Raw genomic sequence first — 14981 nt, forward strand, 5'->3', positions numbered from 1 at the left:
TCTTCTCCTCCTTAAGCTTCCGTCCGATGAAATTGTGATATGAATCGCACATCATTCGTATAGAAATGACGGATATCTTCCACACCATATTTCAACATTGCAATCCGCTCAGGTCCCATGCCGAATGCAAAACCTGTTACGACGGATGGGTCATAGCCTGCCATCTTCAATACGTTCGGGTGCACCATTCCCGCGCCTAAAATTTCGATCCAACCTGTCTTTTTACATACATTACAGCCGTCGCCGCCACATTTGAAGCAAGAGATATCCATCTCTACCGACGGTTCAGTGAACGGGAAGAAACTAGGACGCAAACGAATTTCACGATCAGCGCCGAACATTTTTTTCGCAAACAGGTCGAGTGTCCCTTTTAAGTCACTCATGCGGATATCTTCGCCGACAACGAGTCCTTCGATTTGCGTGAATTGGTGGGAATGCGTCGCATCGTCATTATCCCGGCGGTATACTTTGCCCGGGCAGATGATTTTGATAGCAGTTCCGCCTTTCGCCTCCATCGTTCTCGCTTGAACTGGAGATGTATGAGTACGAAGAAGAACCTCTTCGGAAATATAAAATGAATCCTGCATGTCACGCGCCGGATGCCCTTTCGGCAAATTAAGCGCTTCAAAGTTATAATAATCTTTTTCCACTTCTGGACCTTCAGCGATTTCATAGCCCATGCTGATGAAAAAGTCTTCGATCTCTTCAACAACACGAGTCAATGGATGATGGTTGCCGGTTGGAACGGGACGGCCAGGCAATGTGACGTCAATCGCCTCTTTTTCCAGTTGCGCATTGATCGCTTCTTCTTCAAGCTTTGTCATTTTTGCTTCCAGTGATTCTGTTACCGCTTCACGGATTACATTGACGAGAGCTCCCATTTTAGGACGTTCTTCAGCAGGAAGCTTTCCCATCCCTTTCAATAGATCGGTAATAGGTCCCTTCTTACCAAGGTAAGCGACTCGGACGTCATTTAATTCTTTAACGCTCGTCGCTTCCTGGATTTTCGTCAATGCTTCTTCTTTCAATTGTTGCAATTGCTGTTCCATTGTCATTCTCCTTTCAAAATAAAAAACCCCGCCCCTAAAAAGGGACGAGGACGAGTTCGCGGTACCACCCTGATTATTATGCAACAAAATGCATAATCACTTCATTTGGAATAACGGCCCTCTACCGGCACGCCTTTACAGTTGGCACTGGTCCAAGCGGCAGCTCGCGGGGTGAACTTCAACAGTATTCGCCCATCTGCGCTCTCAGTCAAGGCGCCGATTTCCTGTCGGTTGCAATCTGTTTACTTTTCCCGGTCATAGCTTTTCGAAAGTATATACAGCTTTACTATACCCGATTTCGTTTAGGACATCAACATCGATATCATTGTTTCCCGTAAGTGTATAGCAAGATCCCGGCAGCAATAGCGACATTCAAAGATTCTGCTTTGCCATACAAAGGAATTTTCACAATATCGTCGGCTTTTGATAAGTATTCGGCAGCGACTCCGCTTCCTTCATTGCCGACAATAAGTGCAAATTCCTTCAACGGACCTACATTGTAATGATCGACCGCATTTTGCAATCCAGTACCGATGACTTTAATTCCATCCGCCTTCATTCTGTCAATCCAATCCCCAAGTTCCCCTTTTACTACAGGAATATGGAAATGAGAACCTTGAGCCGATCGGACCGTTTTAGGATTAAAGGGATCCGCTGACCCTTTTCCGAGAATAACGGCGTCCATACCAGCCGCATCCGCTGTCCGAATCATCGTACCGATATTCCCTGGATCTTGTACGGCATCAATGAATAAAAGCTTTTTCCAGCTGACAGCCTCATCATCTGTATATTCCGGCTGACGGCAATGTGCAAATATCCCTTGGGACTGCTCCGTTTCGACCAGCTCCTTAGCGACAGCCTTTGTCACTTGAATCAGCTGGAGATGATCGATTTTCCATTCTGCGGGCAGCTCCAAGTCTTCTCTGACAATCAAATGAAGGATTGTTCCATCTGTGTTAAGCGCCTCTTCAACAAGATGGAATCCTTCCACGATGAATTCTTCCGATTTATCGCGGTCTTTCTTTGAGGTTACAAGCTTTTTCCAATGTTTCACGAGTGCATTTTGTGTCGATTCGATTCTTTTCATGTATTGAGCTACATCCTTTTTCTTCTAGTGTAACAAATGTCCGTATAGTTGGCGATCATTGTGTACAAAATGATATCAGGAGGATGATATGATGAATTTCCAAATTCGTGACGCCATCACCGCTAATATGACGAATAACTCCGCGACCGATATTCGCAACGTCGTGGAAGATGCATTACAGCGAGGCGAAGAACATTTATTGCCAGGTCTAGGTGTATTTTTTGAAAAGCTATGGGTTAATGCCGATGAACAGGAAAAGACGAAAATTAGCGGCGAACTCGCGCAAGCTTTCTCTGCAGGTTAATATTGCAACGTTAAAAGCCACCCATTAGGAGTGGCTTTTATCATTTACTTACAGCAACGATGCCAATACAGCTTTCTGCGCGTGCAGACGATTTTCCGCCTGCTGGAATACATACGAATTCGGTCCGTCAATGACGGAAGTGGCAACCTCTTCTTCGCGGTGAGCTGGCAAGCAATGTAGGAACATATAATCTTTCTTCGCATTGGCAACAAGGGCATCGTTTATTTGGAACCCTTTGAATGCTTCGAGTCGCGCAGCGGCCTCTTCCTCCTGTCCCATACTCGCCCATACGTCTGTATAAACAACATCCGCATTTATTACCGCTTCTACTGGATTATATGTCTGCATAACAGTACCGCCTGTTTCTTCCGCAATTTTCTTCGCTTTGACAAAAAGATCTTCATTAACCTCGAACCCTTTAGGAGTCGCAACAGTGACATGCATTCCCATACGAACTGCCCCAATGACTAATGAATGGGCAACATTATTCCCGTCACCGACATATGCGAGTCTTTTGCCGGCAACAGACCCTTTCACTTCAATAATCGTAAGTAAATCTGCAAGCGCCTGGCATGGATGGTACATATCTGTCAGTCCATTAATGATCGGAATGGATGAATGTTTTGCCAATTCTTCCACCATTTCATGTGAATTTGCACGAATCATGACTGCATCCAAGTAACCGGATAATACATTTCCGGTATCATACACGGATTCTCCACGCCCAATTTGCAAATCCTTCGCGTTCATGTACATCGCATGACCACCAAGCTGGACCATTCCGACTTCGAAGGAAATTCTAGTACGCGTGGAGTGCTTTTCAAAAATCATGCCAAGCGTCTTCCCTTGAAGTATGGGGGGACATTTTCCTACGATTGCGTCTTTCTTCATCACTAAAGCTTTTTGCAATAAATAATCGATTTCTTCGCTCGAATAATCTAGCAGCGTTAAAAGATCGCGGCCTTTAAGTTGACTTTCTATTTTTTTTGCCGTTTTCAATGTGGATATATGCATTTTGACCAAATTGATCATCTCCATCCTGATTATGGTTGTTAGCTTTATTATAAGTACGCATATTTATAAAGTCAAATGAATTATTATGAGTACATTAATAATACTTAGTTAGTCAGGAGTATGCTTAATATAAGGTTTTTTATTCACAATTGAAGAATTCTTCAATATGCATTTATACAATATACAATGTATAAAAAAGACCGTACCTATTGTAGGTACGGTCTTGCTTTATTATTCAAAAATGATTTTATCAACTGTTTCGCGATCCAACTTCTTTATCACTTCGACAATCAATTTCACTGCATTTTCGTAATCATCGCGGTGTAGCATTGCAGCATGCGAATGGATATAGCGCGTTGCGATACAAATCGCTAAAGACGGTACACCGTTCCCACTAACATGAATTGAACCCGCATCTGTTCCTCCGCCAGGAATTGCTTCGAATTGGTAAGGGATGCCGTGTTCTTCTGCTGTATCAACGACAAGATCACGCAATCCTTTATGAGAGACCATGGATGCATCATAAAGTAAGATTTGTGGCCCGTCGCCCATTTTGCTTGTCGATTCCTTTGAAGTTACGCCAGGCGTATCACCAGCAACACCTACGTCAACAGCAAAGCCGATATCAGGCTTCACTTTTGCAGCAGCCGTTTTTGCACCGCGCAAACCGATTTCCTCTTGGACCGCACCAACTCCGAATACGATGTTCGGATGGTTTTCGCCCTTCAATGCTTTCATGACGTCAATTGCAATCGCACATCCAATACGATTATCCCATGCTTTCGCAAGCAAGTATTTGTCATTGTTCATGACAGTGAATTCGAAATGAGGAACGATCATATCGCCAGGAAGAACGCCCCACTCCATTGCTTCATCCTTTGAAGTTGCACCGATATCAACGAACATGTCTTTAATATCTACCGGTTTTTTACGTGCTTCGGCTGTAAGAATGTGCGGAGGCTTTGAACCGATGATGCCCGTCACTGTATCCCCTTTGCGCGTAACGATCGTTACACGTTGAGCAAGCATGACTTGAGACCACCATCCGCCAACTGGTTGGAAGGAAATGAATCCTTTATCATCAATTTTCGTCACCATGAAGCCGACTTCATCCAAATGACCCGTTACCATCACTTTTGGTCCATTGGCATCGCCGCTTTTTTTAGCAATTAATGATCCTAGGCCGTCATATTCGATTTCATCAGCGAACGGCTCGATATATTTCTTCATGACTTCACGTGGTTCACGCTCATTGCCAGGAATCCCTTTCGCGTCCGTCAAGTCTTTTAACATGACTAATGTTTCATCCATTTTCGACATTTATTTCGCCCTCCTAAATAAAAAAACTTCAAATTCAGTATAGATGAAAATTGGTAACAATGGAAGTGCTTTCACACTTATAGCATTTCTTTTCGTAGCGACGCTGCAGATTTCGGAGAAAGCAGTCCTGGAGCGACGTCGAATACAGTTTTCGCACCAGTCTCTCCGTTTTTATTTAGTCTATAAGCAGCGCGCGCGTAAGCAACGAGGACGCTAGATGTGAATTCCGGATTACTGTCCAATTTCAACGAAAATTCGATTACTTGATCGTTTCCTTCTCCAGTTTTCCCGCTGCGGATGACAAATCCTCCATGAGGCATTGCGCTATGCTCCTCTTTTAATTGTTGTTCAGTTATGAAATTGACTGTCGTATCATAATCTGAGAAGTAATTAGGCATCGTTACGATGGCTCGCTCCACTTCCTTAGCGTCAGCGCCTTCCTCCAGTACGACAAAGCATTCACGTGTATGCTTTTCCCGTGTTGTTAGTTCAGGCTGTGATCCACTGCGTACTTTTTCAACCGCTGACTCAACAGGAATCGTATATTGAACGGCCCCTTTCACTCCATCAATTCTTCTGACGGCGTCGGAATGCCCTTGGCTTAACCCTTTCCCCCAAAATGTATACGTAGCACCTTCAGGAAGAATCGATTCTCCGTATAGACGATTGATGGAAAATAAGCCCGGGTCCCATCCGACGGAAATGATTGCCGTTTTGCCATTCGGTTTCGCCGATTCATCGACTGCTTCAAAATATTCAGGAATTTTCGCATGTGTATCGAAGCTGTCGACTGTATTGAATAGTTTCGAAAGCATCGGTCCTTGTTCAGGAAGATCGTCTTTCGAGCCACCGCATAATATCATCACGTCGATATCATCCATGTATTTTTCAATTTCATTCAGCCGTAAAACAGGCGCATTACTATTCACTTTTAAATCTTCCGGTTCTCTCCGGGTGAATACTCCTGCTAGCTCCAGATCATCGTTTTGAGCGATTGCTGACTCGACTCCTCTACCTAAGTTGCCGTATCCTACGATTCCAATTCTGATCTTATTATTCATATTGAACAGCCCTCTCTCTAAAAGTATTCTCTCATTTTATCGTTTTGCGGTTCATTTTGCTAATGATTCTTTTGTTCACAAGCTGTCCTTTTGCCTATTTCTTCATACATGGTAAAGTAGAATATGATTCAACTTAATTGAAATGAGGATTCCACATGCGCGCTTTTGTTTATATTATTGTCTTTTTTTCCTTTTTTGATTTATTTTCTCAACTGCCAATTATGAGTCCTTTCGCCCTGTCGTTAGGTGCATCTTCCTTTATGACAGGATTGGCTGTCGGGATGTATTCATTTTCTAATACAATCGGAAATGTCATTTCGGGTTTCATGACTGATCGCAAAGGACCATTTATTATCTTGCTAATCGGCTTATTTGCATCAGGCGTATCCCTACTCTTCTATTCTTTCGCAACAGGACCTATGTCATTGCTAGGGATCCGGTTCGTCCATGGTTTCATGGAAGGTCTTATCGTTCCTGCCGCTTTTACATTTCTTGCTAATCGTGCGGAAGAATCTAAAAGAGGTCGAAGTGTAGCAATTTCAGGCGCATTTGTTGGGATGGCAGCAATTGTCGGCCCGGCTTACAGCGGAATTGTCGCTTCAAAAACAGGAACTCCTTTCATCATGACAGTGAATGGAGTCATTATGTTCATTCTTGCGATTGCTGCATTTTTCCTCTTGCGTTCTGTTTCATTTAGTAAAAAGAAGAGAACGAAGGATGCGAAACATTTCAGGGTGCGCTATTTGTTCAAACATCCCGGAATGGTCCGCGCATTTGCGGGTGCATTTTTCCTTATGTTCTCTCAAGGTGTATTAGCTTTAGTTTTACCTTTAAAGGTAGAAGCGTTAGGATTTGATACGAAATCAACAGGAATGCTGCTGAGCACATTCGGCATCGTAGCCATCCTTATTTTCCTGCTTCCGATTAACCGCATCTTCGACAAAGCACGACCGATGATAACATTGGCGTTCGGTATATCGATAATGGGATTAAGTATGTTATTTCTCAGTCAAGTTACAGAGTTACAGTTCCTTTACTTGGCAATGGCATTATATGGCGTAGGTTTTGCATTTTTATTCCCTTCCATCAATTCCTTGCTCATCGATTCCTCGTCACCGGAATTCCGCGGAAAGGCTTATGGATATTTCTATGCATTCTTTTCGATTGGAGTTGTAGCCGGCTCCAGTCTTATCGGTTATTTGGACTTGACTTTCAAAGGAGGCTTTATGCTTACAGGCATCATCTTATTAATTGCAGCCGTATATACGGTTTTAGGGATGAAGAAGAGTTTAGCCTTAACAGAGTGACAATGATAGTTTAATTTAATTGCCGAAAAAGCCGGTTCATGAACATTACGATCATTGAACCGGCTTTTCATATTAAGCTCAGCTATTTTGAATAGAAAACGATTTAATTTCCTCTATGAATGCTTCACCGTACCGCTCCAACTTCGCCGCACCGACTCCATTCACTTCCAAAAACGCTTCTTCTGTTATCGGCATTTTCGTCGCCATGTCCCGAAGCGTCTTATCCGAAAAGACAACGAATGGCGGCACGCCAGCTTCTTGAGCAAGCTCCATGCGAAGAGCACGCAGTTGATTGAATAATGGGTCGTCTTTTGTAATCTGTTTCGTTTCGACAGTCCCTTTTCGATACACTTTCACTTCTCCCGTTAAGACATCCTTGCCTTGTTCAGTGACGTAAATGATCGGGAATTGTCCATTTTCTACGCCTAGATAGTTCTCTGATATTATAAATTCGATGAAATCGGACACATCTTTCGCATTCCTATCTTTCATAAGGCCATACGTAGTCAATTTATCGAATCCGAACTCAAGCACTTTTTTATTCCGCGAGCCAGTGAGTACTTGTGCAATCATCGTCTTGCCAAATCGTTGGCCCATCCGTATAACGCAAGACAACACCTTCTGCACGTCAACGGTTACTTCAAAACTTTCCCGGGTGTCTGTACAATTTGCGCAACGTCCACAATCTTGCACATCCGTCTCCCCGAAATACGAAATGATAAACTTTTGTAGACATGATTCCGTATGGCAGTAGTCGATCATCGATTGCAGCTTTTCAAGTTCGGCTGGAATTCGATTTTGATCTTGCGATTGGTCAATAAGAAACCGCTGCGTAATTACGTCTTGTGAGGAAAATAAAAGAGTGCAATCACTGTCAAGTCCATCCCTGCCAGCACGGCCTGCTTCTTGATAATAGCTTTCCATGTTTTTCGGCATTTGGTAATGGATAACGTATCTAATATTACTTTTATCAATGCCCATACCGAATGCATTCGTCGCCACCATAACAGTTGCCTCATCCATGAGGAATCTTTCCTGTTCAGATTGCCTGACAACATCAGATAATCCTGCATGGTATTTTGCAACAGCGACTCCGCTCCTCTCGAGCGTTGCATGGATCTGATCTACCGCTTTACGGGTGGCGGCATAAATGATACCCGCTTCCCCATCATTTTTTTTAATATAGTCTTTGATGAACTTGTCGCGATCCTGTCCTTTTATAACAGAAAAAGTGAGATTGCTTCGTTCAAAACCTGTCATAACTGTATTTTCATGTTCGATTTGCAATTGATCGCAAATATCATCGCGAACAGCTGGTGTTGCGGTTGCCGTCAATGCCAAAACAACGGGCTTTTGATCAAATGAGGATATGACTTTGCTCATCATCCGATAACTCGGTCTGAAATCATGACCCCATTGCGAAATACAATGCGCCTCGTCAATCGCAATCATCGGGATGTCCATTTTGCTGATCTGCTGAATGAAAGAGGGGGATTCAAAACGTTCCGGAGCAACATAAAGCAGACGATACATTCCTTCTACTGCATTTTCAACAGTCCCGAAGTATTCCTCTGTCGACAAAGTACTATTGATGTATGCCGCTGGAATACCAATTTGATGAAGGGCATCGACTTGGTCTTTCATCAAAGAAATCAACGGGGATACAACAAGGACCGTGCCTTCCATGACTAATGCAGGAACTTGGTAGCAGATGGATTTCCCTCCGCCGGTCGGCATAACACAGAGTGTATCTTGTCCGTTTAATACATTTCGAATAGCTTGTTCTTGGCCTGTACGGAAGGAAGAAAAGCCAAAGTAGGTAGTTAAGACGGAAGTTATTTGTTCGATTAGTATCACCTCTTATTGAAAATCAAAGAAAAAAGCACCAATCCTCCGGCGCTTTTTCCATATCCTTTACTCCAGCAGCATCCGTTCCTCGTCTCGGCTATGTATTTCATTAATAACCAAAAGAGCATAAAACTTTTGTAAAACGGTTGGGCTAAGCTTTTCTGTTTTTCGTAGCGTTTCAATGTCTTCTACGATAATCCTAAGTAGGTCGTGGTCTCTCGTCAACTGGATGATTGCCTCTTCCAATTCAGGATTCTCATTTTTAATATCTTGGTATAGCCCTTCCTCTTCTGCATCAGCATGGCTGATCACTCTTGATTTCCAATAATCAATTAATTCACCGGCCGCACGATCTGCTAATTCCATATCACCTTTTTGTAGAAAATCAATGAGCAATTCTGTCTTACTTACAGCTCCTGATAGTCCGCCTTCATGGATAGCACGATGAGCTTGTAGTTGCTTCAATGCAGGACCTGACATATGACTCATCCTTTCAATACAATGCTTTCTTATAGAATAACAGACATTTGGACAAGTCACCAATTGAAATACATATTCCAAGTGGATTTCCACTATAGGCGGACGCCTTCCGCTACAATTCCGGAAAGCCAACTACTGATGTTTTCTTCATAAAAAAAGTCGTACTCTTAATAGAGTACGACTGCATATACGGAGACGAGAGGATTTGAACCCCCGCGACGCGTGAACGCCCTAGCTGATTTCGAGTCAGCCCCCTTCAGCCTCTTGGGTACGTCTCCATTTACTATATAAATTATTATACAAAAACAAGAAAAACATGTAAAGAGGTACCTGTAAAGAGGACAGCTTCCATTTTTATTTTATGCAATTGTAGTGTATACCATTGAATTTGTTTACTGCACAGGTATCAAAAAAGCAGGTACCCACAAAAATCTGCAAAAAAACAGGTGAAGGAATGCCCCCACCTGTTGATCTTATACCTTTGCAATTCGAACATTGCTGATCATTGCAAATCCAAGGATGACCATGATGATTACAAAAAACTGGGGTTCGATATATGGACTTAGGAAGTAGCATAAAGTTAAGAGTACACCCGCCACTGTAATTGGCACGCCATAAAAAACACCATCGAATTCCTTGACGTTATAACGAGCTAATCGAATTGCTCCTGCAACTATATAAAATACAGTAGCTGCAATTCCTACCCATAGCATCTCGGATAAGTCAGTCATATAAATCAGAAGTGCCGGAGCTACACCAAATGAAACCAGATCACTTAACGAATCCAGCTCTTTACCGAACAAAGACTCTGAATGGAAATGACGTGCCACCATTCCATCAAAACGATCGAAAAGAGCTGCAAGGAAAATAAAAACTAAACTCATATGGCTGAGTTCACGTGCAATAAGGATTATGGCAATAATACCAAAGCTCAGGTTTATAACAGTAATTGCATTAGCCAATTGACCTTTAATTTTAGTATAATCGAAGTATCTCGATAAAAACATAATGATTCCTCCATCTTGTGTAGTTATCAAAGCATTGGAGACTGATAGAATGAAAAAAGCACTATTTAAATACTTTGTCGAACTAACCGGGCATCCAGTTTCTTCATCGGTGTTGAAGTCCGTTACTAGCTCTCGTCTAAGTCGAAAGCTGATTAAACCTTTTGCACGAACATATCATATCAATGAGAGTGAAGCTGAGTTCCCCATTGAACGATATGAAAGCCTTCAAGCCTATTTTACGCGAAATTTAAAGCAAGGTGCACGTCCAATCGACTCTCAACATGAAATATTAATATCCCCGGTAGATGGGTATCTAAGTGCTTCGGGTACAATCGAGAAAGATCAAACTTTCATCATAAAAGAATATTTATATAGTATAAAACAAATTTTGGGAGATGAAAAGATATCAAATGCCTATGAGGGTGGATTCTTTTACGTATTTTACCTTTCACCAAGCCACTACCATCATTTTCACTACCCATACGACGGTAAACTGGTTTCACGCTATGCTCTTGGCTCCACTTCATTTCCAGTAAATGATTTAGGACTCCGGCTTGGTAACCAACCTTTTGCTACGAATTTCCGTCTCATCTCTGAACTATCGACTGAGCACGGCAAAATGGCAATCATTAAGGTAGGGGCACTTAATGTCAACAGCATTCATATCAATGACTCCTCCAAAGAATGCAGAAAGGGAGAAGAGTTCGGTTATTTCTCGTTCGGATCAACGGTGATACTTTTACTAGAGAAAAACCACTTATTCCAACCTACAATCCCTACAAACACTGAGGTGAGGATGGGACAGTCGGTCGGAAAATGGAATTTAGCTCCCCGCGACTAAGACAACGGAAAACTTCATGAGAAGAGCGAGGGAATGATATGCTGCAGTTCAATGATTTTATACTTCATTATGGTTATTTTGCTGTCTACTTCTTTTTAGCTTTAGGTATATTCGGCTTGCCCTTGCCCGATGAATTCGTTGTTGCATTCATTGGACACCTAACTTCAATTGGCACCTTGAATTTTCCTATCGCATTAATCATTACCGTTTTGGGCGTAATGTCAGGAACTATTTTCACCTATGCACTCGGTCGAAATATAGGAAAGCCGCTGCTAATAAAATATGGGAAATGGGTTCGACTTTCCCCTAATCGACTTCAGCTAGTTGATAGATGGTTTGAAAAATACGGTCCATGGGCAGTGACGTTGGGGTATTTTGTACCTGGCATGAGACATATCATCTGTTATCTATCTGGCAGTGTAGGAATGGGAATACGAAGATATCTAATTTTCGCTTCAATTGGCACTGCTGTTTCCACTGTCCTTTGCTTGTCGATTGGATATTTAATCAAACTTCCATTTTAATAATAAAAAAACGAAGGTCCACTAATAAAGTGACTTTCGTTTTTTTATTGAAACCAATTTGATAACTTAAAACCTTTATATTCTTCAGATAGAAATATAAATTCTTTATCAATAATTATTATAAATAACTATAGTATTCAAGAACTTCATATGCTATAGTTGTTGTTGAAGATAGAAGATTACTTATCAAGGAGGCATTATCAATGACTAACAATGATAATCATTCTCAAAAAAAGTTAACTACCGCAGCTGGAGCTCCAGTAGTTGACAACCAAAACTCAATGACTGCAGGTCCACGCGGCCCAGTCCTATTACAGGACGTATGGCTAATTGAAAAACTAGCTCATTTTGATCGTGAAGTTATTCCTGAACGCCGTATGCACGCAAAAGGATCTGCCGCTTATGGAACTTTCACAGTGACGAATGATATTACACAATATACAAGAGCGAAAATCTTCTCTGAAGTTGGCAAAAAGACAGACATGTTTGCCCGTTTTTCAACAGTTGCCGGAGAACGTGGTGCGGCTGATGCTGAACGCGACATTCGCGGTTTCGCACTTAAATTTTACACAGAAGAAGGTAACTGGGATTTAGTAGGCAATAACACCCCTGTCTTCTTCTTCAGAGATCCGCTTCAATTCCCTGACTTGAACCATGCAGTTAAAAGGGATCCGCGCACAAACATGAGAAGCGCAACAAACAACTGGGATTTTTGGACTTCTCTTCCTGAAGCTTTGCACCAAATTACAATCGTTATGAGCGATCGAGGAATTCCGAAATCTTATCGTCATATGCACGGCTTTGGAAGCCATACGTATAGCATGATCAATGCAGATAATGAACGCGTTTGGGTTAAGTTCCATTTTCGTTCCCAACAAGGGATTGAGAACTTGACGGACGAGCAAGCTACTGAGTTGATCGGTACAGACCGTGAATCCCACCAACGCGATCTATTGGAAAATATCGACAACGGCAACTTCCCGAAATGGAAGATGTATATCCAAGTCATGACTGAGGAACAAGCATTGAACATGCCTTACAATCCGTTTGATTTAACGAAAGTATGGTATAAGGGCGACTTCCCTCTTATCGAAGTTGGAGAAATTGAATTGAACCGCAATCCAGATAATTATTTCGCGGAAGTTGAACAAGCGGCTTTCACACCGGCAGCAATCGTTCCAGGAATCGGCTTCTCGCCTGACAAAATGTTGCAAGCGAGACTATTCTCATACGGTGATGCCCAGCGCTACCGCCTTGGTGTCAATCATCATCAAATTCCGGTCAACGCACCAAAATGTCCGGTCCATAGCTTCCACCGCGATGGCGCAATGCGTGTAGATGGCAACCATGGAAGTAGAACTTCATATGAACCGAACAGCTTTGGTGAGTGGAAGCAACAGCCTAACTTCATGGAGCCGCCACTCAAAATCTATGGCGATGCAGCGCACTGGGATTTCCGTGAAGACGATGACGATTATTTCACACAACCAGGCAAATTGTTTAATCTGATGAGTGACGAACAAAAAGAATTGCTCTTTGGCAATACTGCCCGCAATCTTGGAGACGCTCCAAACGAGATTAAATATCGCCACATCCGCCACTGCTACCAAGCAGATCCTGCTTATGGAGAAGGTGTAGCAGCTGCACTAGGCTTCTCGATGGATGACGTTTTAGTGAAAGAGGAAGTAACTAGTAAATAAAAAAATGCCAACGAAAGAAATTTCTCTTTCGTTGGCATTTTTATTGTCGGAAATCGATATTTATAGATAAGCGAATAAACTTTCTATCGCCCTTTTGAATAAATCTTTCATCCTCTCCATATCCTAACTGATACATTCTAAATGCCAATTATGTCAGGAGTGATACAAATGGAGACGGTTAAGGCGCTTCCAGCTTCGAAAGACCGGTTATTGAATACATGTTTTCTTCTATTTTGCTTATGCATGATCGATGCGATTTTTACTGATTTTGGAATCCGATTCGGGCATATACAAGAAGCTAACCCATTCGTGCGCTCCATTTATGACATGAACGTCATTGCATTCTATTTGATGAAGGCGAGTCTTCCAATACTGCTTTTCATCCTTATGCATTATATGAAACCATCAGTTGTTGTTAAAAATGTACTCGCCATCGCACTCATCATCTATACGCTCGTCATCCTCATCCATATTTCATGGATTATTATTGTCCTTGCATTCATTTAGTAGTAGTTGGGTTGGCCGTATTAAACATGTTTGCGACAATTAACCCGGTAATGAGAGCAATGACACTCATAACAAATGGCGTCCCACTTTCCGGTATCCCCGGGTATATAACGAAAATGGAACCGATGATCAAGCCAATTATAATCGCAAACATGACATTGGTGAATCTATCCAACAAGAAATGGATGGCCCTGCTACTTACGATAAAACCGACAATGACTCCAGCGCCGATGACGATAATAATCGGAAAGTTCAACGTTGAAAGCGCATTGATGGCTGTCGCATATACACCTAATAATAGTAAAACAAACGATCCGCTCACACCCGGCAAGAGCATTGCCATACTGCCAGCCCAACCAGCCAAAAATAAACCGATCGTATTTTGCATTGTTAATGATGTAATCACACTTGCATCCGCCGGTTTAATGAATGCCGTTGATGCTAAAGCTGCGCCGACTACGAGCAATAAGAGAAAATGACCTACCTTGAAATTTTTTCTTACATTCGCCTGTTTTGAAATAAAAGGTATAACGCCGATAATTAATCCTAAAAAGAAAAATTGAGTCGGCTGTGGGTATTCTTTCAATAGGAAGTCAATGAATCGGCTGAATAGCAATAACGTCAGTCCAATCCCTATACCTAAAGGTAATAAAAAGCCAATATGCTTTTTCCAATCACGGCTGAAAAAGCCGCTAATCGCCACTAATAATCGGTCATATATACCAAGAATGAACGCAATCGTTCCCCCGCTCACTCCCGGAATCAAGTCGCTGATTCCCATAAGGAATCCACGATAAATGTTCTTCCATTCCATACTGCAGTTCCTCCAATATCTTTTCAATGATAGTAGTATACCATTTACCTTTTGCCATGAGCCATATTAAGTCCATTCCAATGTTTTTTTATTCTCCGAAAACTATTTTATTTACATG

15 protein-coding genes, 1 tRNA gene and 1 other annotated feature are annotated in these 14981 nt (G+C 42.2%); of the genes, 6 read left to right on the forward strand and 10 right to left on the reverse strand.

Translation table 11 applies throughout. The features are described 5' to 3' along the window. Positions 1-11 precede the first annotated feature (11 nt). Positions 12-1049: a phenylalanine--tRNA ligase subunit alpha gene (gene pheS / locus ACTHPA_RS14930; protein WP_440501293.1), complete on the reverse strand. Its 1038-nt coding sequence runs from the start codon at positions 1047-1049 to the stop codon at positions 12-14. 37 nt (positions 1050-1086) lie between these two features. Continuing rightward, positions 1087-1317, reverse strand: a binding site (T-box leader). A gap of 54 nt (positions 1318-1371) precedes the next feature. Beyond that, entirely contained in the window at positions 1372-2136 is a 765-nt protein-coding gene (locus ACTHPA_RS14935; RefSeq protein WP_440501294.1) for a TrmH family RNA methyltransferase, read from the reverse strand. Between the two features lie 91 nt (positions 2137-2227). Here ACTHPA_RS14935 and sspI point away from each other — a divergent pair, with 91 nt between their 5' ends. Next, entirely contained in the window at positions 2228-2440 is a 213-nt protein-coding gene (sspI, locus tag ACTHPA_RS14940) for a small acid-soluble spore protein SspI (RefSeq protein WP_440501296.1), read from the forward strand. A gap of 48 nt (positions 2441-2488) precedes the next feature. Here the strand turns inward: sspI and argF are convergent, their stop codons facing one another. The 3 genes from argF to ACTHPA_RS14955 form a co-directional block, all read right to left on the reverse strand. Continuing rightward, on the reverse strand, positions 2489-3454 hold the full coding sequence (gene argF / locus ACTHPA_RS14945) for an ornithine carbamoyltransferase (protein WP_440501513.1): 966 nt from the start codon (positions 3452-3454) through the stop codon (positions 2489-2491). Positions 3455-3685: 231 nt separating this feature from the next. Then, the gene (locus ACTHPA_RS14950; protein ID WP_440501297.1) at positions 3686-4774 is read right to left on the reverse strand and encodes a M42 family metallopeptidase; all 1089 of its coding nucleotides are present in this window, start codon (positions 4772-4774) and stop codon (positions 3686-3688) included. Between the two features lie 77 nt (positions 4775-4851). Continuing rightward, positions 4852-5835, reverse strand: a complete 984-nt coding sequence (locus ACTHPA_RS14955; RefSeq protein WP_440501298.1) for a diaminopimelate dehydrogenase — start codon at positions 5833-5835, stop codon at positions 4852-4854. A gap of 155 nt (positions 5836-5990) precedes the next feature. Between ACTHPA_RS14955 and ACTHPA_RS14960 the strand changes: the two genes are divergently transcribed. Continuing rightward, positions 5991-7142: an MFS transporter gene (locus ACTHPA_RS14960; protein ID WP_440501299.1), complete on the forward strand. Its 1152-nt coding sequence runs from the start codon at positions 5991-5993 to the stop codon at positions 7140-7142. 78 nt (positions 7143-7220) lie between these two features. On the opposite strand, the gene recQ is transcribed toward ACTHPA_RS14960, so the two are convergent. From recQ to pssA, 4 genes are all read right to left on the reverse strand, one after another. After that, complete coding sequence (gene recQ, locus ACTHPA_RS14965) at positions 7221-8999, reverse strand: DNA helicase RecQ (protein WP_440501301.1); 1779 nt, start codon at positions 8997-8999, stop codon at positions 7221-7223. A gap of 57 nt (positions 9000-9056) precedes the next feature. Next, positions 9057-9470, reverse strand: coding sequence for a hemerythrin domain-containing protein (locus ACTHPA_RS14970; RefSeq protein WP_440501303.1), 414 nt, complete (start codon positions 9468-9470; stop codon positions 9057-9059). 190 nt (positions 9471-9660) lie between these two features. Next, positions 9661-9748, reverse strand: a tRNA-Ser gene (locus ACTHPA_RS14975). A 195-nt stretch (positions 9749-9943) separates the two neighbouring features. Next, a complete protein-coding gene (gene pssA / locus ACTHPA_RS14980; RefSeq protein ID WP_440501304.1) occupies positions 9944-10477 on the reverse strand; it encodes a CDP-diacylglycerol--serine O-phosphatidyltransferase in 534 nt (177 codons plus the stop codon). A gap of 49 nt (positions 10478-10526) precedes the next feature. Here pssA and ACTHPA_RS14985 point away from each other — a divergent pair, with 49 nt between their 5' ends. The 4 genes from ACTHPA_RS14985 (at position 10527) to ACTHPA_RS15000 (ending at position 14049) form a co-directional block, all read left to right on the forward strand. Then, positions 10527-11318 carry a phosphatidylserine decarboxylase gene (locus ACTHPA_RS14985; protein WP_440501306.1) on the forward strand — a complete coding sequence of 264 codons (792 nt, stop codon included), beginning with the start codon at positions 10527-10529 and terminating at the stop codon, positions 11316-11318. Positions 11319-11356: 38 nt separating this feature from the next. Beyond that, complete coding sequence (locus ACTHPA_RS14990; protein ID WP_440501308.1) at positions 11357-11842, forward strand: DedA family protein; 486 nt, start codon at positions 11357-11359, stop codon at positions 11840-11842. Positions 11843-12045: 203 nt separating this feature from the next. Next, positions 12046-13542 (forward strand): catalase, encoded by a 1497-nt coding sequence (locus ACTHPA_RS14995; RefSeq protein WP_440501310.1) that lies wholly within the window; start codon positions 12046-12048, stop codon positions 13540-13542. A 168-nt stretch (positions 13543-13710) separates the two neighbouring features. Next, a complete protein-coding gene (locus ACTHPA_RS15000) occupies positions 13711-14049 on the forward strand; it encodes a DUF5658 family protein (RefSeq protein WP_440501312.1) in 339 nt (112 codons plus the stop codon). Here ACTHPA_RS15000 and ACTHPA_RS15005 read toward each other — a convergent pair. Further along, a complete protein-coding gene (locus tag ACTHPA_RS15005; RefSeq protein ID WP_440501313.1) occupies positions 14042-14863 on the reverse strand; it encodes a DUF368 domain-containing protein in 822 nt (273 codons plus the stop codon). The two genes, ACTHPA_RS15000 and ACTHPA_RS15005, sit on opposite strands and share 8 nt — an antisense overlap. Between the last annotated feature and the right edge of the window lie 118 nt (positions 14864-14981).

The sequence above is a fragment of the Sporosarcina sp. SAFN-015 genome (assembly GCF_051966875.1).
Lineage (GTDB): Bacteria > Bacillota > Bacilli > Bacillales_A > Planococcaceae > Sporosarcina.